The following is a 19,803-nucleotide window of genomic DNA, read 5'->3' as shown; positions in this document are numbered from 1 at the left end:
ATTATGTTGAACTGGAATGATATTTTAAATTTTGCCAGTAAAGGTAACCCAGAGCCAAGCCGTAAAGTAGAGAAAACCATGCAACAATGGCAAGAGATGCTATCAGAAGAGGCATTTTATGTGACGCGTAATAAAGGCACTGAGCGCCCACATAGCTCAGATAGTTGCACGTTGTTTGAACCTGGAAAGTATGCCTGTATATGCTGTGATAACTTATTATTTGATGGCGACGAGAAATTTGATAGTGGCACCGGTTGGCCATCGTTCACGCAACCAGCAGAGATAAATTCCATCGCTTACAATGGTGACAAAACCCACGGTATGCAAAGAGTTGAAACGGTTTGTAATGTATGCGATGCGCACTTAGGTCACGTATTCCCTGATGGGCCAATGCCCAGTGGACTGCGTTATTGTATCAATGCGGTATCCCTGAAAAAGCTGTAAGCAGCTTTATGTAAAAAAACGAACGCCATAACCACTTTATAAAAGCTGACTTAAAGTGGTTACATAGGCATTAAGTATGGTTTATAGATACGCTAAATTGGGTCAATAAATTGTGCAATAGCAAAAATTAAATGCTCTCTGCAAATAGGCTTTGTTATGCAGTAATCAGTTAATTGTGTGAATTTCATTTTTTCATTTTGCAGGGCTGAGGCTGTTACCGCAATGATTGGAATATGTTTATATTTAGCGTCATTGCGTAGAAACTGAGTTGTTTCAAGGCCTCCCATAATTGGCATCTTCATATCCATTATGATTAAATCTGGGATTTTTTGACTGACACTTTTTATTGCTGTTTGACCATTTTCAGCCGTTTCAATGTCAAAAGACCAACGAGATAAAAATGAAATTAAAAAATCTCGGTTATAAGCAATGTCATCAACAATTAATATTCGAGCAGGATTAAATTGGTAACTATTAATAGGGGGATAATAGGCTTTTTTAGTCCTTCTGATTGAATGAGTTAATTTAATGTCGGGGATACGAACAATAAATTCACTGCCTTGACCTTCACAACTATTTACTTGTAATGTGCCACCCATTAACTTAATGAATTTTAGTGAGATAGCCAAACCTAATCCAGTACCGCCAAACTCAGAACTTTTTTGTCCTTCCACTTGCTCAAACGCATTAAAAATACATTTTTGTTGATCATCTGGGATCCCTTTGCCGGAGTCTTGGACACTGATCACTAAATTAATATGTTGATTTGTTGAGCCTTGCTCACAATCAAACAATGCACACACGTGACCTTGCTCAGTAAACTTTATGGCATTACTAATTAGGTTGATCATTACTTGTCGTAATTTATTACCATCAAGGTGTAGGGCGGTGTGAATGAGCTCAGAGCATCGAATTGTCAGTGCTAGATCTTTTTGCGCACATTGCTGCATAAACATCATCGATAATTCATTACACATTAAATTTAAATCAGCGTCTTCGAGCTCAAGCTGCATTTTTCCCGCATCAATTTTCGATAGGTCTAAAATACCATTCAAAATACCTAATAAAGAGTTACCTGAAACGGAAATAGCCTCCAGATATCGAAGCTTTGTTTTGTCATACTCGCTGTCTTGCAGCAATTGACTAAAACCAAGCACTGCATTAAGCGGTGTTCTTAGTTCATGGGACATATTAGCTAAGAAAACACTTTTAGCTTGATTTGAATGTTCAGCCTGATCTTTGGCCGCTAAATATTCTTGTGTGCGTGTTGCGACCATTTCTTCTAAAATAGACTGTTGCTGATGCATGTTGTTTATTTGTTGTCGCACTGCTGCTCGCATCATTTTAAAACCACTTGCAAGTGTACCAATTTCATCTTGACTAGCAATATTAATGGGGCAATCAAGATCGCCTGTGGTGATCGAGTGTGAAAATTCAACGAGTTGCTCAATAGGTTGCAGGATTATTTTACGAATAACGATATAAGCAATCACGAGTGCAGCTAATAAATATAATGCAAATAATGAGACGGCATTGGTGATAATAGAGGCAATTTTTTCAGCGAGTCCATCATCAGAAAAACTAACAACAACAAAGCCTAGATTGTCATTTTGATGTCCTTTAACGGGAATAACAACGTGATAAATATTATCATCATTGATAATAATACTTTGTTGTTGATCGAGGGCTTGTAACAATGTTTGATTAATAACATCGCTTAATACTTGTTCAATATCGTGATGCGCCACTATATGTGCTTCGTTATCTATAAAAAAAACATTAGTGAGGTCATTAAAGCTATTTTGCTCTAGTAGCTGGTCAATCGCGATGGTTTGAATTTGCATCACCCAGTTACCAACATTACCATCTTTGCTTAATTTTTTTATTTCACCTAGCATCGGTGAGACGATCGCGGATGCTTTCTCACTCATATTTAATAAAGTTTGATTTTTTAGTTCAATAACATGCAAAGCTGTACTAACACCTAATACTAAGCTGATAGTAAAGCCGATAATTAATAGTATTTTATGAGCAATGCTTATATACATAGGCTACTTCTGCTTTAAATTATTAGTCTCAAGTACAACGGTAATTTTATCGTTGCTATTATTTAACGTTTGGTGAATATCTGCACCATAAAAAATTTGGCTATAGGCATGAGATATAATTTCACCAATGGCTGGGAATTGCGCGATCCCAGATTGAATGTGAGCAGGTGTTGCGTGTTCAAAAACCCACAGCATTGTCGCGTTAAATCCGGGCTTATTTACCAGCGTAAAAAGCTGTTCTTGCCATATTTGTTGCCGTGGTGGTGAGCCTCCGGTACTTAATAAACTCGCTGTTTGGGCACTTGTTGCCCATTGAATAAAAAGCCAAGCCGCAGATTTTTTAGATGATTTTGAATTAATAGCAAATGCCCACGCCCAAGGAGAGGTCTCACGTGCTTGTGGACCCTTAGGTAAGGGGGCTGCCTCCCATTTATCCCATATGTCTGACTCTTTAGGTGTATCTATTTCATTATAAAAATGAGATGCGATAAAAGCTGATGCCAATTTACCTTCTTTAAATAGCTTTCTAATATCATAAAAATGTAATGTACGGCTATTTGATGGATTACCATAGCCAACAACTAGATCTCGATAGGCTTTAATACCTTTTTGAGCCTCACGCGAGTTACTAAGCGCTTCTCCTTCTTGTGTTAATATTTGCGCGCCATATGCGCGCATCACAGGTAAAACAGTCCAAGTATTTAATCCAGCGCCTGGTAATGTACGAGATGCGAATGCACTCATTCCTGCTAACTCAGGGTTTAAATCAATTGCTTTTTGAAGTGCAATTTTGGTTTGTATAAGTTCTTCATAAGTATTGGGCACTTGTAATTCAAACTTATCGAAGAGGTCTTTACGGTAAAAAAATATTGGTGCCGAAAAGTCAAAGGGCAGTGATAATAATGTACCGTTTATCTGACACAACGCTAAGCTGTTAGGGCTAATGTCATCAATTTTATACCAATGTTTATCGGTTAAGGCGGGATTATTTAAGTAAGGGGCAATGGGGTCGATATAATTTTTTTCATATGCTTGACCTAAAAATGTAACACCCATGGGTAATACATCATATAAGCCTAATCCTTTCTCTAAGTCTTTACTTCGTCTGCGGCGCATTTTTGACTGTTCTAATGCATGAAAGCCAACATTAATACCTGTTAATTCTTTAAAAACAGGCAAGTACGGTTTTAAAGCCATGAATGCAGGCTGTTGATCTGCCAAAACATTAATATGCGTACCCTCAAAGGCACGCCAATCAATATCAGCTTCTTGCCAGTTTGAGAGCTTAGTTTTAGCTGCTAAAGCACACGTAAAGCTCAATGATAGGCTAGCCATTAACAAATATATTAAGTGAGAGGCAATATGTTGCAATTGGACTTCCTTATTGATGGTTTATACGAGTATAGAATGCGCTAGCGCGTAAATAGGGAAATTATTTTTATTTAGTTAAAATTAACCCCATGGCATTCGCTTGCTGTGATATTTTTTCAAACCGCTGTTGCTGCTCATCATCTAATTGTGTAGAAGACAGAAGTGCAAAGCATTTTTTAGCGATTGTTAGATTCATTGTTTGGCTACTTTCTTTGCTGTTATCAAACTGACACTGTAATAAATTTAAAGCAATGCTAGCATTGCGAGGCATGATCCTAAATGCCTGTGTGAAAGCTTCCAGGGCCGTATTGAGTTGTCCACGGTTAAATTGTGTAACAGCATGATTATTTAGTTCTTTAGGCCCCATTTTAATATCTCGGCGTTCTCTTTGCTGCTGTTGGATATATTGCAGATAAATAGGATCACTGATGTTTGGGTGACGTTCGCAATGTGTAATAATTTGGGAGAATAATGATTGTGCCTTGTGATGAAACCCGAGTTCATGAAATGCTTTCGCTTTGTCGAGTGCACCGTCGACGGAGCGAATTTGAGTGTCATCGACATCAAGCTGTTCTATAAGTTTTTTAGCTTTTTGGTGCTCATCTTTAAGGTAATGTAAACGAGCATTTAATACATCAATTTGTGCTTGGTTATGGCTATTTGGAAATTGACTTTTTAAGTCGTTTAAATATTTATTTGTTTGTCTCGAAATACGTTGAACCTGATCGCTTTGATCTGTAGTCAGGGCGAAATCAATACCAGCTCGCGCTGCATTTAAATATATATCGGGATGATCGTGTATGGAGTGCTTTGCAAAGTTTGCAATATCTTTTTGTGTTGCGTAGTTTTTTTCATAATCGTGATTTAACTGTGTGACATGACTTAATGATTTTTGACGATCGATATTTCGCGGTGCAATCTCTACTGCTTTACTTAAAAAATCTTGTGCTTGTTCAAATTTATTTAGCTTTATTTCTAAGCGGCCAAGTAAATCTAATGCCACTAGCCTAGTTTCATGTCGTTCTAGCATTGTTTTAAGCATACGTTGAGCCAAAATATGCTCATTGTTAGCAATAAGCGCTTCTACTAAACCTACTTTAGCCCATGTAAACTTTTGAATATTTAAAACCGATTTAAAGTAGCTTTTTGCTTCTTCATTTCTTTTTAATCGAATTAAAAGATCACCTTTTAACCTTAGTAAAATTGCGCTATTAGCGCTGCCTTTTTCATTTAAAGCAGCATTAATGAACTTGAGCGCCTTAGAATCGTTATTATCATCTATTAGGCTATAAATTTTTTGTAGTTTATGCTTTCTCAATAAAATCCGTTCTATTCGTGTTTTTAGTTCGTGAATAGTGAAAGGTTTCACAAGAAAGTCATCAGGCTGTAGTTCAAGCATACTATGAACTAAAGATCCTGTTGTTTCAGCTGAAATGAATATAAAACCAGTAGAGTGCTTAATTAATCTTTTTACACGCAGTTCTTCATATAGCTGGTAGCCATCTTGGTTTTTACTTAAATTAAAAGAACATACTATAAGGTCAAATGATTCTGAGAGGCACTGTTCTTTAGCCGAGCTGGCATGCTCAGCAAAGCTAAGTTGCTCAAAGCCAAGTTTTTCGAGAGATTGCTTCATATAGCTTTGGGCAAGTGGTTGCTCTTCAACTATGAGTATTTTGGCTTTAGAAAAAATCTTTGTTGGCATTAAACTTGCGACCAATTAAACGTATCAGTGACTATAATAAACAGTCTAGTCGCTGACAAGGGAATTTAAAATTTAATCATTGTAAGTAGTGGGTTTATTTCGGATATATAAGAAAATACGAGCAATAAGTAATCGTTACGTATTATATAAACTGTTTAGTAGTTAGTTTGTCTTAGATATCATAAAGATAAAACTCTTAACGTGTATGAATAAGTAATTAAAATTTTTAACCTATTTATATGTTTGTATGGAGTTGGTGATACTTTGAATTGAATTGAATTGAATTGAATTATATGTGGTGGGTGATACTGGACTTGAACCAGTGACCCTCGCCTTGTAAGGGCGATGCTCTCCCAACTGAGCTAATCACCCACATATAATTTTTGATTAAATGGTGGGTCGTACTGGACTTGAACCAGTGACCCTCGCCTTGTAAGGGCGATGCTCTCCCAACTGAGCTAACGACCCCAAATAATCAATTAACTAAACTTTACGATAACCATTTTATAAATGGTGGGTCGTACTGGACTTGAACCAGTGACCCTCGCCTTGTAAGGGCGATGCTCTCCCAACTGAGCTAACGACCCGTAAAGTTTTATATCTAAATGGTGGGTGATACTGGACTTGAACCAGTGACCCTCGCCTTGTAAGGGCGATGCTCTCCCAACTGAGCTAATCACCCATTTAGATATCTTGTAATATGCACCATTTAAAAAATGGTGGGTCGTACTGGACTTGAACCAGTGACCCTCGCCTTGTAAGGGCGATGCTCTCCCAACTGAGCTAACGACCCATATTACAATTTTAAAACGCGACTATTAATAAAATAATAGGTTTTATATGTGGTGGGTGATACTGGACTTGAACCAGTGACCCTCGCCTTGTAAGGGCGATGCTCTCCCAACTGAGCTAATCACCCACATATAAATTAAAACGCTACTATCAAAATAAATAGTACTGGACTTTAACCAGTGAACTTCGCCGTTATTTCTAAATAGCGGTGATGCTCTCTTTTTTCTAATTGAGCTAACAACTCATATAGAATTAGATGTGGTGGGTGATACTGGACTTGAACCAGTGACCCTCGCCTTGTAAGGGCGATGCTCTCCCAACTGAGCTAATCACCCACATCTAATACAACACATTGCTGCGTTGTTGTGGGGCGCTATTATAGATAGAGTTCTAAATGTGTCAACACTTGAATGTGAAAAATGTTTTAGATGCGGGTTTTATAAGCAAACAATCGTTTTTGAGGCTAATTAATAAACATTTCTCTGCATTTGAAGCCGCGCTTACGTAAAGTTACTCGCATAACTCATTAGTGCATAAGCTAAATGATTAGGGCGTGTTGACCTTTGTGGATTGAAATTTGTTCAATCTAGGGGCGATTTAATCGCGGCGCGAGGTTTGTAACCTAGCGGGCTAAGTAAAAACCGAGCAACAAAGAGTCAATCGTCCCTAGGAAGAACCCTTTGGGCAGCGCATGTTTGGCATTTATACTGCGTTATCGCCTATTTATGGGGAACAACCACACGACATAGGCTCTGCCTTGCCTAAATACCAAACATACTGCTGCAAAATCAATCACGAAAGGTCAACACGCCCTAGTTTATTAACTAGGTAAACGCCAATAAATTACCTTTTACCTTTAATGAGCTGAAAGAAGATTAGCTAATTATTAAATGATGGGCAGGCAGGGAAGCTATTTTATTGTAATTATAAACAGCAGGTATGCGTGATCTAATAATTATTCAACACACCGTGGTGTAATTACACTTTTTTACGTTGCAGAACAGCCATTTTTAGAATGGTTATTTCATTGCGATACGAAAGTGAGGGGGCCTTGAAGTTTAGTGAGCTCTAATAACGTGTGCTTGGTTTATTTATTCAATATAAAAAATATCATCAGGGCCTTAATTGCAGGAGTGACTTTTTCATAATTTGATTTGCATATAGATGTATACCTTATAAATTAGATTCATTATGATTATTTAACGGCAATCCTTTCTATTTAGCGCTCGTTTATTTATGATTTAAACGCGTTTTAAGGGGAAATGTACTGTATATTTGAATCTGTTGTTTATTCAGTATCCAGTTTGTTGAAATTTAAATCATTTAAATAAAGTTACATAAAAAACTGTTGACTTTATTTGGGGTGCTGCATAGAATGCGCCCCGCACTAAGCAATACACCACACGGTTTACCGAGTAAGTGTTTAGCAGAATAAATTGGGGCTATAGCTCAGCTGGGAGAGCGCTTCGCTGGCAGTGAAGAGGTCTGCGGTTCGATCCCGCATAGCTCCACCAATTTATTTTAGTGTATGTCCTAGGGTAGCAGTTTTCTGTGTCCCCATCGTCTAGAGGCCTAGGACACCGCCCTTTCACGGCGGTAACAGGGGTTCGAATCCCCTTGGGGACGCCACTTAGCTTTTATTAGTTAAAGGCGGTTTTACCGAGAGAATAGCGAACAGATTAAGCTCGAGTCTTAATTTGTATATATCGCAATACCTTAAACAGCTCAGGATGTGAGTTTAACTAATCAACTGTCCTAGTGACACATTTATGTGTCCCCATCGTCTAGAGGCCTAGGACACCGCCCTTTCACGGCGGTAACAGGGGTTCGAATCCCCTTGGGGACGCCACTTACTTATTTTAATAGGGAAGTGCAGTGTTATTAAGAAAGCTCGCCTGAAACGAGTCTAACCATTCAGTCGTCCTAGTGACACATTCATGTGTCCCCATCGTCTAGAGGCCTAGGACACCGCCCTTTCACGGCGGTAACAGGGGTTCGAATCCCCTTGGGGACGCCACTTACTTATTTTAATAGGGAAGTGCAGTGTTATTAAGAAAGCTCGCCTGAAACGAGTTTAACTATTCAGTTGTCCTAGTGACACATTTATGTGTCCCCATCGTCTAGAGGCCTAGGACACCGCCCTTTCACGGCGGTAACAGGGGTTCGAATCCCCTTGGGGACGCCACTTACTTATTTTAATAGGGAAGTGCAGTGTTATTAAGAAAGCTCGCCTGAAACGAGTTTAACCATTCAGTTGTCCTAGTGACACATTTATGTGTCCCCATCGTCTAGAGGCCTAGGACACCGCCCTTTCACGGCGGTAACAGGGGTTCGAATCCCCTTGGGGACGCCACTTACTTATTTTAAGTAATGTATAAGGCAGTGTGACACCGCACTCTCTATGCACGACGTTAACAAGAGTGCTAATCTCTTGCGGACGCCAATATATTATTTTAATAGGCAAGTGCAGTGTTATTAAGAAAGCTCGCCTGAAACGAGTTTAACTATTCAGTTGTCCTAGTGACACATTTATGTGTCCCCATCGTCTAGAGGCCTAGGACACCGCCCTTTCACGGCGGTAACAGGGGTTCGAATCCCCTTGGGGACGCCACATTACTTATTTTAAGTAATGTATAAGGCAGTGTGACACCGCACTCTCTATGCACGACGTTAACAAGAGTACTAATCTCTTGCGGACGCCACTTGCTTTATATATTTTTATATAAATGAATGAACAGCAAGTCAAGTTTTATTAAGAACAACACCAATTAGCTATATATCCTATCTATATAATATTTTTAAACCAATACGCTTTAAAACCATTCTATTTAATTAAAAAATAAAATAAATTTAATCTCCTGAAAAATAATAAATAAACACCGATAAATAATACTAATTTAGATTTTACTTATCTATCAAACCCCTTATTGATGTATTAATTTAAATTTATTTTGTGTACTAGGGCGTGTTGACCTTTCGTGATTGATTTTGCAGCAGTATGCTTGGTATTTAGGCAAGGCAGCGCCTATGCAGTGTGGTTGTTCCCCATAAATAGGCGATAACGCAGTATAAATGCCAAACATGCGCTGCCCAAAGGGTTCTTCCAAGGGGCGATTAACTCTTTGTTGCCTACATGGAAGTAGGTAAGGGGCGTGAGCAGGACGCACAAGCTTTGCTCGGTTTTTACTTATTCTCACATGGATGTGAGCCAGTAGAATAACGCAGGAGCAGTTATCGAGCCCACTCGATTACAAACCTCGCGCCGCGATTAAATCGCCCCTAGGTTGAACAAATTTCAATCCACAAAGGTCAACACGCCCTAGAGCAATCATGTTTTATTACAGTCACACTTAGTTACAAACTACGGTAGTTGTTCGTTTTCATTCACTTGTACCCAGCTTAATTAAATCATAAACTCCATGAGTTAATTAAAAATGGATAAAAAAATGAAACTCACAAAAATTGCTCTAGCCGTTTTACTCACCACAGGCCTGGCTGCTTGTAATAGCACAGATACAACAGATAAAAATACACAAGCCGCAGCAAGTCTACTCCCAGGTATTACACTTATAGAATCAGTTACAGCAAATGCAGCTGAGATTAATATCCCATATAAAAAATACCAACTAGCCAACGGCCTGACGGTGATTGTTCATGAAGATCATTCAGACCCTTTAGTCCATGTGGATGTGACGTATCATGTTGGTTCAGCCCGTGAAGAGCTTGGTAAATCAGGTTTTGCCCATTTTTTTGAGCATATGATGTTTCAAGGCTCTGAAAATGTAGCGGATGAAGAGCATTTTAAAATTATCACTGAAGCCGGTGGTACGCTAAATGGTACGACTAACTCAGATCGCACTAACTATTTTGAAACAGTACCGGTAAATCAGTTAGAAAAAATGTTGTGGTTAGAAGCTGACCGTATGGGTTTTTTACTTGATGCTGTAACGCAAGAAAAGTTTGAAGTACAACGAGAAACAGTTAAAAATGAACGTGGCCAACGTGTAGATAATCGCCCGTATGGTCGTTTAAATGAACGCGTGTCACAAGCTCTTTACCCAGACGGTCACCCATATTCTTGGCCGGTAATTGGTTTTATGGACGATTTAAATCGCGTCAATGTTAACGATCTCAAAGCATTCTTTTTACGTTGGTATGGTCCAAATAATGCAACTATTACAATTGGTGGTAATATCAGCGCGGAAGAAGTATTACCGTTAGTTAGCAAATATTTTGCACCGATCCCGCGTGGACCTGAGGTTGATAATGCAGAAAAACGAGCGGTAACCCTTGATGCTGATCGTTATATTTCAATGGAAGATAAGGTTCACTTACCATTGTTGAGTATTAATTATCCAACAGCCTATGCACGTCACGAAGATGAAGCACCACTTGATATACTCGCTGAGATTATTGGTGGCGGTAATAATTCAATCTTATATAAAAACTTAGTAAAAACCCAACTTGCAGTACAGGCGGGCGTTAGCCACCCATGTCGTGAGCTTGCATGTTCATTAAGTATCTATGCTTTACCAAATCCAGCATCAGGAAAAACACTGGCTGATATGGAAAAAATTGTTCGTGATTCATTTACTGAGTTTGAACAACGCGGTGTAACGCAAGATGACTTAGATAAAGTGAAAGCAAAAATAGAATCGGGTGCAATTTTTGGATTGCAAAGCGTCTCAGGTAAAGTCTCTCAGCTTGCAGCATTTGAAACCTTCACGGGTAACCCTAATTACATTAAAGATGACATCGCTCGCTATAATAGCGTTACAAAAGCGGATGTAATGCGTGTATTTAATGAATATGTTAAAGACAAATTTGCAGTGATCATGAGTGTAGTGCCTGAAGGGCAACCTCAGTTAATTGCAGCTAAAGATAATTTCACTCCAATTTCTCATGATTTCGGTGGTCCATCATCAACAAGTGCAGACGACTTAGTTGCTCGTAAGGCAGTTGATACATTTGATAGAAGTAAACAACCAACGGCAGGTAAAAACCCAGCTGTGGATGTGCCTACATTATGGCAAACCACGACCAACAATGGGATTGCGGTATTAGGAACTCAAAGTACTGAAACGCCAACGACTTCTTTACTTATTAAAGTGCCTGGTGGCCAATATAACGAGCAAGCTAAAAAAGTGGGTCTTGCTTCTGTGACCGCCGCATTGTTAAGTGAATCAACACAAAATTATACAACAGAGGAAATGAGTAACGCGCTTGAAAAACTTGGAAGCAGCATTCGTATCTCTGCAAATAGCACGCACACAAATATATTTGTTTCAAGCTTAACAAAAAACCTTGATGCGACTTTAGCTTTGGTTGAAGAGAAGTTATTTAATCCAGCTTTTAGTGAAGATGATTTTAATCGTAACAAACAACAAAGCATCCAGAACATTCAGCATGCAATGAAAGATGCAGGTTATTTAGCAAGTAACGCGTACAGTAAATTGCTTTATGGCAATAGCATTGCAGCATTGCCAAATGGTGGCACGTTAGAAAGTTTAGCCGCTATTAACCTTGATGATGTAAAAGGGTTTTATCAATCAAACTTTAAACCTCAGGGCAGTGAAGTAATCGTAGTATCTGATTTAGATCAATCTGCATTACAAGGCAAAATCAAAAATACGCTAGATAATTGGCAAGGCAAAGCGCCTGTATCTACAGCTAAGTTTGAAGAGCCAAAAATTGCAGGAAATGTAATCTACTTAGTAGATAAACCAGATGCACCTCAGTCTGAAATTCGCATTGGTAAGCGCGGTATGATTGAAGACATTACTGGTGAGTTCTTTAAATCTAACCTAATGAACTTTGCAATTGGTGGCAATTTTAATAGTCGTATAAACTTAAATTTACGCGAAGATAAAGGTTACACCTACGGTGCACGTACGCGTTTTTGGGGCGATGCAACATCAGGTGGTTTTACAGCATCTGCTGCAGTACGTGCAGACTCTACAGCAGCCTCTATTGTTGAATTTACTAATGAGCTAAATAATTATGCTCAAAATGGTATTACAGATGATGAGTTGAGCTTTATGCGTCAAGCGATCAATCAAAAAGATGCGCTTAAATATGAAACACCTAATGCTAAGCTAGGTTTCCTTGCTCAGATATTGGAACATGATTTACAGCCAAGCTTTGTTAAAGACCGTAATGAGATCGTAAGCACAATAAGCAAAGACGAAATTAACGCGTTGGCTGCAAAGCATTTAAATACCAAAGAGATGGTTTACTTAGTAGTAGGCGATGCTAAGACACTTAAACCTCAGCTAGAAAAACTGGGTATGAAAGTAGTTGATTATACTTTTTAAACTAAGTAGTCATTCGTATGCCTAAACCACCTCAATATGCGAATTCTGCATCTTGAGGTGACTTGGGTACAGTAATAAAAAGGCAGCCTTTCGCTGCTTTTTTATTACCTAAACTTAAGTGACAAAAACTTATCCTAATCGTATTAAGATTAGAGGGATTACTACCGTATAAGGAGATTCGCTCGAAAGCGATTTATAGTAAGCACAAAAAAGCCAGTCATAGACTGGCTTAGTGATGAACAGGGCGTGTATTAGTTACAATAGTTACCATCAACAAATGTTAAGTCATTAACGTGTGAAGGGCCAGCCATTACAAAAGTTGCTACCGCTGTATTTTGGTCTAGTTTGAAGATGTTTGCATTTTCACCTTTTACACGACCAGATACATAGATAGTTCCGTCAGTGGCAATAGCAATACCGGATGCTTGTGCAACGCCATGCTCACCCACTAATGCAAGTTCCATGGCGCCTTCATCAAGGGTATACAACGCTTTACCCGTTAATACATACAATACGTTGTTATCAGCAGAGTAAGCGATATCACCATCAGCGAACGAATCACCAGGGAATGTTAATTTACCCAAAACTGTTTTATCACCCGTTTCGATATTAAAGTCATACATGTACGTTTTGCTCGTTGCACGTAAGTTCATGCCATCAGTGCTCATTGCAGAGCGGTAGATAGGGTATGACGTAGCAGATGCAACAAGTGCTTGTTCGTTAGTGGCAAGGTCAAGTGACAGGATTTGTGACGCTTTAGTCGACTTATCTAACTGCTCCATGAAGTACAACACGCCATCGTGTGATGCAATGTTTGATGCTGTATTAGATAAACCGGCAACAGTAGAGTACGTGTTATCTTGTGTATCGAAATGGTAAACAAACCCGTCTTCGTTAGAGCCAAAGTTATTAATACCGTATAAGCCTGATGCGCATGTTGCAGTTACTTTTACATCATCAATAAATGCACCCAGCTTATCAGAATCACCCGCACCTACAAATTTCAGCTCAGTTGCTGTTGAACTTGCTTTTACAGTGTACGTGAATTTTTTCCAGCCTTTCGTTGTTGCATTTAGAGTGTCAAGTAACTGGCCATCCCAATAAACTTCAGCTTCATTTGTTGTTTCGTTACCGTTTATACGTGCTGAGTAATAAAAGCTTACTTCATAGCTGTGGTTTTCTTCAGTAACAAGTGTTTGAAATGCACTGTAGTTAGCCGTTGAGTCAAGCTCGATGTATTTAGTACCATGTTGGGCTGCAACAATGTTAAGTGCATTTGTTTGGATTTCAAATTTAGCGTTAGCTGAACGTTGCCATCCAGAAAGATCATCTAACAAGCTCCAAGAGCCAGAGAAGTCTGCAGTGTCTTCGAAAGAACCGTTTGCAACTAGATTAGGGCCGGCCATTGTCAATGTTGACGCAAGTAATAAAGGTAGAGCTGCAAACTTAAAGATTGGTTTTTTCATGGTATTTCTCCTGCCAGACTAATAAATCTGATTTTGTTAACAATTTAATTACTTAATATAGTACTATTGTGCTGCATCTTTGAGTGTTGGTCAAATGTTAAACATGGTTGTTTTCGCAATAATAAGGGTTTATTTTATTTTTTGACTAAACACTCTATCTGAAACAGTAGGTTAGAGAGGGCAAAAAATATAAAAAGAATAGTGTGTTTTTATAGGCAATTAAACAAGGGAGAATAACGAGTGAGCCATTAGGATGGGCTGTTTAATATACACTGGTTATTAGTAACTAAAGAATGTTGAACTTTGCTTAACCTGTTGCGGGTAGGGTAGGTGTGAGAGTTGCTTGAGTTTGATGTTTTGTGCAATGCTTATATACGTTGTTAGTATAATTATACTAAGGCGAACAGGTAAAGGTACGTAAATACCTTTACCAGATTGAATCAAAGGGTCGTGTTATCTTTTGTTTGGATCAGCTCAATGGCGTAGCCATCAGGATCTTTTACAAAAGCAATTTCAGTCGTGCCACCTTTTACAGGGCCAGGCTCTCGGCTAACATTACCACCAGCGGCTTTTATATCTGCGCAGGCTTTATAAATGTCGTCAAACTCAATCGCGATATGACCATATGCATTGCCTAAGTCGTAGTTGTTTGTATCCCAGTTGTAGGTTAGCTCTAACACAGTGTTATCTTTTTCATCGCCATAGCCTACAAAGGCAAGCGTGTAACGGTATTCTTGGTTATCAGCACGACGTAATTCTTTCATGCCCAATACTTGAGTGTAAAACGCAATGGATTTGTCTAAATCAGCGACCCGTAACATGGTATGTAATAAACGCATTTAAGCATCCTTATTTTGTATTTAAATTATTTTAATAACACCAAATCCATAACTTATAGTTCAGAGCTCTGACTTCTTCGTGTTCTTAAAATATCAATAATTCGATTATAAATAATACCTGAGAGCATGACAGTATCATTACCATTAGTATTTATAAATTGCACAACAACAGTGTCGATATCTTTATGATAACGCGCAATGCTTGAATACCCCAAAACCCAGCCTGTATGCTCATATTCGTAAAGCGAAGCATATAATACTTGCTCTTCAAAGGTGAAAAGTGTGCCGTTATTTAATGCAAGTATAAAGCGACCTACATCGCTAGCAGTAGCAACATAGCCTTGATCAAGTATTTTAAAATCATTCTTATAGCCAACATAATAGCCACTCATTAGCTGATCTATATTTACGTCATTAATAGAAGCAAACGTATTCGTTAAGCCATTAGGAGCTAATATTTCAGCTTTAATAAATAGATTGTGATCATAACCCAGCACATTAGACATGATCCTACGCAGTAGTAGGTAATTGGTATTTGAATAACCGTAATCAGTATCGGGGCTAAAATCAGCAGGAGTGTCTAGTATCAAGGCTAAGGGATCAGGGTATGAAACTGACCAATCATAGTTAGGTGTATCTGTGTAATTAGCTATACCACTGCGATGTTGTGCCATCATGCGCAGTGTGATTTTATCTGCGTTTTCTATTCGGCCATTTAACGAGGGTAGATAGTCAGCCAGGGTTTTATCCACATCAATAAGCCCAGCACCAGCCAATTTAGTTAATGCCGATGCGTCATACAGCTTACGAATGCTGCCAATTTTAAACAATGCGTGAGCGTAGGCAGCTATTTTTTTATCTCGATCATGCCAGCCTTGCACAAAATATTCAGGTTGTTGCCCTGATTTTTGAACATAGACAATAATGCCATCCATCCCTTGCTCAATAGCATCGATTGTTTGATCTTGAACGGTCGTGGGCAAAGGGGATAAATAATATAAAGCAAACTTCCAAGGGGCAAAAAAGTATATGCTAGTGAGGGTAACAATCAGAGCAGTAATACGCATAAGTGTGAGCGTTTTTTTGTTCTTTAATTGCATCATTGTATTCCCGCTTCATTTATTATTTTAGTGTGTGGGTGACGTTACTTAATGTACTAGGCATAGCTTTAGCAGCTATTGATGGCACGAACTTAGTAGCAGCAATGCCTAACGACACTGCTGCACAGCGATAAGAGTTGTGATTGTTAAAGGGTACCTTTACTTCTTAACCTTGCCCTTAAGAACATAGATCTCGCCCTCAAAACTCCCCTGAATTGTCAACCCTTGTCCCGCCAGCTCCTTCAGATATTCTATATGATCTTCAGTGATATGCTGACCCGGAACCAACAGTGGAATGCCCGGTGGATAGGGCGTAACTAAGCCGGCACAAATACGGTTGTTGCTTTTGCTGATAGGCACAGATTCGCGCTCACCATAGAAAGCATCGCTTGGAATACACGCCAAATCTATGGCGGGTAAACTCTCTGGTAAACGAGAGCGTCTCGTCGACGTTGACAGTTTTACCTTACCGCTGTCGAGCTTCTTTAACGCATTGTACAGACGAATGATCTTTGAACGCGTGCCGCCAAGCGTGAGTAAAACCAAGATGGTGCTGTGAGTGTACTTCTCTATTTCTAGGCCAATTTCATCTAACAGAAATTTATGAATATCTTTTAATGAATAAGGTAATTCGCTAATGTCGATGAGAATTTTTAGTGGGTCGTGACCCATGTTATCACCACTAAAGTGCGGAAATATTTCCATAAAGTCTTGCTTACCTAGCACTTTAATGTGGTTGAGCGAGGCCATCTGTTGTTTAAATTCTTCCACGTGGTTCAACAAGGCATTAAGCAATTTATAGCCTTCCATCTCCAATTGCTTTTGGCACACGTCAAGCGACGCTATCAGCTGATACTTTGGCGATGTGCTGGCGTAAATACTGTAAATTTCTCGAAAGAAATCGGCATCGAAATCAGGATCGTTTACATGAATATAAGACGCCTGAGAAAACGCCGATACCACTTTATGCGCTGAATGGGTGATATAGTCCGCCCCAGCATGGATAGCAGAATAATAACGTAAGCTAGGGTGAAAAAGAGAGTAAGCGAACCACGCTTCATCTATAAACACTTTAATACCATGTTGATGGGCAAACTCTACCACTTGTTTTAAATCGCTCAGTAGGCCATCGTAGGTGCAACCAGTGAGAACCAATAATTTAGCATCGGTGTTCTGTTCTATCGCTTGTTTAATGTCGGCCAACGACGGCGGCGCGAAGATGCCATATTTAGGGTTTAAAATGCTCGACAAATAAATAGGGAAACTGGCTGATTGCAAGATGCCATAATGCACAGATTTATGACAATTACGGTCGATAATCACTTTATCGCCCTTGCGCAGCAGTGTCTGCAAAATGATTTTATTTGAGGTTGACGACCCGTTCGTCACGAAATAAGTATGCTTAACCTCAAATGTTGCCGCTGCTGATTCTTGAGCCCGACCAATGGTGTTTGTGCTATCTGACAATGAACCTAACGAATCTACTGATACGGATAGGTCGCCAACGAATACATTGCGGCCATAAAACTGATAAAAATCTTTGATATAAGGGGAGTTTCTAAAACTAGAACCGCCACTATGTCCAGGTGTATGCCATGAGTCGTTAGATTCACCGACATAACGGCGATACGCCGACCAGAATGGGGTCTCTGCTCGGTCATCAAAGTCGTTGATCATATAACCTAAAATCGCTTCTGGATCAGAAATCACCTCATCCTTAAAGAAAAATGATTCGATCTCCCCCGATTCGTTGACTATCTCCAGTCCTTTCGTATCGTCGCCAATAACATAAACCGGCAATTCAAGGCGGATCCCTTTTAACTGCTCGATAAAGCGGCTATACGTTCGTTCGCCAACTTTGTTGTGTACATCCCAACTGAGAACAACGGCCTGAATATCACCATCTTCCTCAACACACTCCAATGCTTGCTTAAGTTCAAGGCGTTCAATTATATCAATATGAACATCACTTCGTTCAAAATTAGGGATCGTTTTCGACAAATTCGTAGAAAGCTCTTGCAAGGTGGCAGGGTCTTGCTCAATTAACAAGATACGAAGTAAAGGTAACATAGGCGTTTTCGCAATAAAATTTCATAATGCTCAACAGCATAACTAAAGGACTGAGACTTGTGAAATTAATACTTTGAAAATGTTTCATTAATTATGCTATTTCACTAACACGCCACGCAGGTGTAATGCCCATGGAGTATAAGCCAGTGGTGCACATTGGCTTTAAATTATTTATGTACAACTTTTTCAAGTTTCATTGAATCACAACAACACCTTTATCCATAGTAAGTTTGGTAAGGTTAAATAGACGGAAAATATGCGTATTTACGGCTTTAGTTAGCCAGCCACAGAATGATTAAGGTAGATATAAAATATCTCTAATTGCACAAGGCTGGTTTGTGTCAGTAGCGGACCTTCAAGCGTAACTCGTTTCTGCCCCAAGATGAGTTAACGTAAATGCTCTATGGGCAATTTAGAGCTGGAGAGCAGCTATTGACTTAATCGTTAATGTTTCTCTTTAATTCTCCAAAGCAGACATTTTACCTTATAACCAAGTGTGTTTAATCTAATTTTATTTCAACTAGTCCCTAGCTAGTTTTTTGAAAATGACTAAAGTATGTATATTCAGAAACACGAGCGTTCTTGTGTCATAGAAGAGCGCGGTTAAGCAATAAATCGCACAATGGAGAGCCTATGAATCAGCCAACAATAGTAAGCACTAAAGAAGAGTTAAAGGAAGCTTTAAAGAGGAGAGATGATGAAATCTTAATTACTAATAAGGATTTAGTGAAAAATATAAAAATAGTTAGAAATGCATCTAAGGGCGCTCTAGGTGCTGCAGTTGCAGGCACCGTAGTAGTAGCAACTAATTTTTGGAATCCTGTCGGATTGGGTGTGGCTGGCATAACCGCAATATCTAGTGGAACTCTAACATGGGCATTACTAGCTATAGGTGTTGGAACATTAATATGGGTTTTGGTTAATGACTATGACCTAAATTTAGATGTTGGTGGTGAATATAAAAAACCAGATGGTCAGACATACAAATATTACGCAAAGGCATCAGCAAAAAAGCATAAAAAGTAATTTTTAATTCAAACAATTTTGCGCTGACGGCGCAAAATGCTTACAAGTCTGGGTTTGCTACTACGCTGTCGTTTATCTGCACTTTGACGATGTTCGACTCCAACTCACTTTACCCCAAAATGAGTAAACGTAAATACTCTAAGGTTCTGTTTTGAGAGATAACCAGACATTGAGGTTGGCTTAAAATAAGAGTTAATTGATTTCCAAACTGTGTAGTTCGCATATATTCAAGAAAATGAGCGTCGATCGCATTTTCTTTTTTCTGAATTTCTTTAGCACCAATAAAAAATTTACAGTTGGCAATGCAATACGTTATTTGTCAAAAGTAGATTTATTAGATACATGAGCGTGATATCGACAGAAAGATGCTCGACGCGCGTACTATAAAATTGTTGAACTAAGCCGCTACGCGGAGATCCTATTCTTATCATTTGAGCCACACTTACCTTGGGGTTATCCCATATTTGGAGGTAAGTAATGAATACACTCATTGAACAAGTCAAAACTGAAATAGCCTATCTTGGTTATTCACAAAGTACCTGTAAAAGTTACTGCGAGCATTTACTTAAACTCAGCCATTATTTTAATAAACCACTCGATTTAATTACTGATGATGAGCTGAATATCT

General features: G+C 39.0%; 10 protein-coding genes, 14 tRNA genes and 1 pseudogene. 10 read left to right on the top strand and 15 right to left on the bottom strand.

What is annotated here, in order from left to right:
- Positions 1 to 3 precede the first annotated feature (3 nt).
- Entirely contained in the window at positions 4 to 444 is a 441-nt protein-coding gene (gene msrB / locus ADS77_RS15960; protein WP_054206433.1) for a peptide-methionine (R)-S-oxide reductase MsrB, read from the top strand.
- 92 nt (positions 445 to 536) lie between these two features.
- Here the strand turns inward: msrB and ADS77_RS15955 are convergent, their stop codons facing one another.
- The 10 genes from ADS77_RS15955 to ADS77_RS15910 all read right to left on the bottom strand — a co-directional run bounded on the left by ADS77_RS15955 (position 537) and on the right by ADS77_RS15910 (position 6,695).
- Positions 537 to 2,492: an ATP-binding protein gene (locus ADS77_RS15955; protein ID WP_054206432.1), complete on the bottom strand. Its 1,956-nt coding sequence runs from the start codon at positions 2,490 to 2,492 to the stop codon at positions 537 to 539.
- Positions 2,493 to 2,495: 3 nt separating this feature from the next.
- A complete protein-coding gene (locus tag ADS77_RS15950) occupies positions 2,496 to 3,863 on the bottom strand; it encodes an extracellular solute-binding protein (protein WP_054206431.1) in 1,368 nt (455 codons plus the stop codon).
- A gap of 67 nt (positions 3,864 to 3,930) precedes the next feature.
- Positions 3,931 to 5,568, bottom strand: coding sequence for a response regulator (locus ADS77_RS15945; RefSeq protein WP_054206430.1), 1,638 nt, complete (start codon positions 5,566 to 5,568; stop codon positions 3,931 to 3,933).
- Between the two features lie 296 nt (positions 5,569 to 5,864).
- Positions 5,865 to 5,940, bottom strand: a tRNA-Val gene (locus ADS77_RS15940).
- Positions 5,941 to 5,960: 20 nt separating this feature from the next.
- A tRNA-Val gene (locus ADS77_RS15935) sits at positions 5,961 to 6,036 on the bottom strand.
- 43 nt (positions 6,037 to 6,079) lie between these two features.
- Positions 6,080 to 6,155, bottom strand: a tRNA-Val gene (locus ADS77_RS15930).
- A gap of 19 nt (positions 6,156 to 6,174) precedes the next feature.
- Positions 6,175 to 6,250: transfer RNA gene (locus ADS77_RS15925), tRNA-Val, on the bottom strand.
- 35 nt (positions 6,251 to 6,285) lie between these two features.
- A tRNA-Val gene (locus ADS77_RS15920) sits at positions 6,286 to 6,361 on the bottom strand.
- Positions 6,362 to 6,411: 50 nt separating this feature from the next.
- Positions 6,412 to 6,487, bottom strand: a tRNA-Val gene (locus ADS77_RS15915).
- A 132-nt stretch (positions 6,488 to 6,619) separates the two neighbouring features.
- A tRNA-Val gene (locus ADS77_RS15910) sits at positions 6,620 to 6,695 on the bottom strand.
- Positions 6,696 to 7,798: 1,103 nt separating this feature from the next.
- Between ADS77_RS15910 and ADS77_RS15905 the strand changes: the two genes are divergently transcribed.
- The 8 genes from ADS77_RS15905 (at position 7,799) to ADS77_RS15870 (ending at position 12,674) form a co-directional block, all read left to right on the top strand.
- Positions 7,799 to 7,874: transfer RNA gene (locus ADS77_RS15905), tRNA-Ala, on the top strand.
- Between the two features lie 39 nt (positions 7,875 to 7,913).
- A tRNA-Glu gene (locus ADS77_RS15900) sits at positions 7,914 to 7,989 on the top strand.
- A gap of 144 nt (positions 7,990 to 8,133) precedes the next feature.
- A tRNA-Glu gene (locus ADS77_RS15895) sits at positions 8,134 to 8,209 on the top strand.
- Between the two features lie 92 nt (positions 8,210 to 8,301).
- A tRNA-Glu gene (locus tag ADS77_RS15890) sits at positions 8,302 to 8,377 on the top strand.
- Positions 8,378 to 8,469: 92 nt separating this feature from the next.
- Positions 8,470 to 8,545, top strand: a tRNA-Glu gene (locus tag ADS77_RS15885).
- 92 nt (positions 8,546 to 8,637) lie between these two features.
- Positions 8,638 to 8,713 (top strand) — tRNA-Glu (locus tag ADS77_RS15880).
- 182 nt (positions 8,714 to 8,895) lie between these two features.
- A tRNA-Glu gene (locus ADS77_RS15875) sits at positions 8,896 to 8,971 on the top strand.
- A gap of 835 nt (positions 8,972 to 9,806) precedes the next feature.
- Entirely contained in the window at positions 9,807 to 12,674 is a 2,868-nt protein-coding gene (locus tag ADS77_RS15870) for a M16 family metallopeptidase (protein WP_054455314.1), read from the top strand.
- A gap of 251 nt (positions 12,675 to 12,925) precedes the next feature.
- Here the strand turns inward: ADS77_RS15870 and ADS77_RS15865 are convergent, their stop codons facing one another.
- The 5 genes and pseudogenes from ADS77_RS15865 to ADS77_RS22965 all read right to left on the bottom strand — a co-directional run.
- On the bottom strand, positions 12,926 to 14,140 hold the full coding sequence (locus ADS77_RS15865; RefSeq protein WP_054455312.1) for a DUF642 domain-containing protein: 1,215 nt from the start codon (positions 14,138 to 14,140) through the stop codon (positions 12,926 to 12,928).
- A gap of 440 nt (positions 14,141 to 14,580) precedes the next feature.
- Entirely contained in the window at positions 14,581 to 14,979 is a 399-nt protein-coding gene (gloA, locus tag ADS77_RS15860) for a lactoylglutathione lyase (RefSeq protein ID WP_054206918.1), read from the bottom strand.
- 53 nt (positions 14,980 to 15,032) lie between these two features.
- Positions 15,033 to 16,082: a serine hydrolase domain-containing protein gene (locus ADS77_RS15855; protein ID WP_054455310.1), complete on the bottom strand. Its 1,050-nt coding sequence runs from the start codon at positions 16,080 to 16,082 to the stop codon at positions 15,033 to 15,035.
- 156 nt (positions 16,083 to 16,238) lie between these two features.
- Positions 16,239 to 18,149 (bottom strand): aminotransferase class V-fold PLP-dependent enzyme, encoded by a 1,911-nt coding sequence (locus ADS77_RS15850; RefSeq protein ID WP_054455308.1) that lies wholly within the window; start codon positions 18,147 to 18,149, stop codon positions 16,239 to 16,241.
- 170 nt (positions 18,150 to 18,319) lie between these two features.
- A pseudogene (locus ADS77_RS22965) lies at positions 18,320 to 18,435 on the bottom strand (endonuclease III); the annotation flags it as partial.
- Positions 18,436 to 18,782: 347 nt separating this feature from the next.
- Here ADS77_RS22965 and ADS77_RS15845 point away from each other — a divergent pair.
- A complete protein-coding gene (locus tag ADS77_RS15845) occupies positions 18,783 to 19,175 on the top strand; it encodes a hypothetical protein (RefSeq protein WP_054455306.1) in 393 nt (130 codons plus the stop codon).
- Positions 19,176 to 19,803: the final 628 nt, after the last annotated feature.

It is taken from the genome of Pseudoalteromonas porphyrae, from assembly GCF_001298125.1.
Taxonomy (GTDB): domain Bacteria; phylum Pseudomonadota; class Gammaproteobacteria; order Enterobacterales; family Alteromonadaceae; genus Pseudoalteromonas; species Pseudoalteromonas neustonica.
This window is presented reverse-complemented; position numbering and strand designations above follow the sequence as displayed.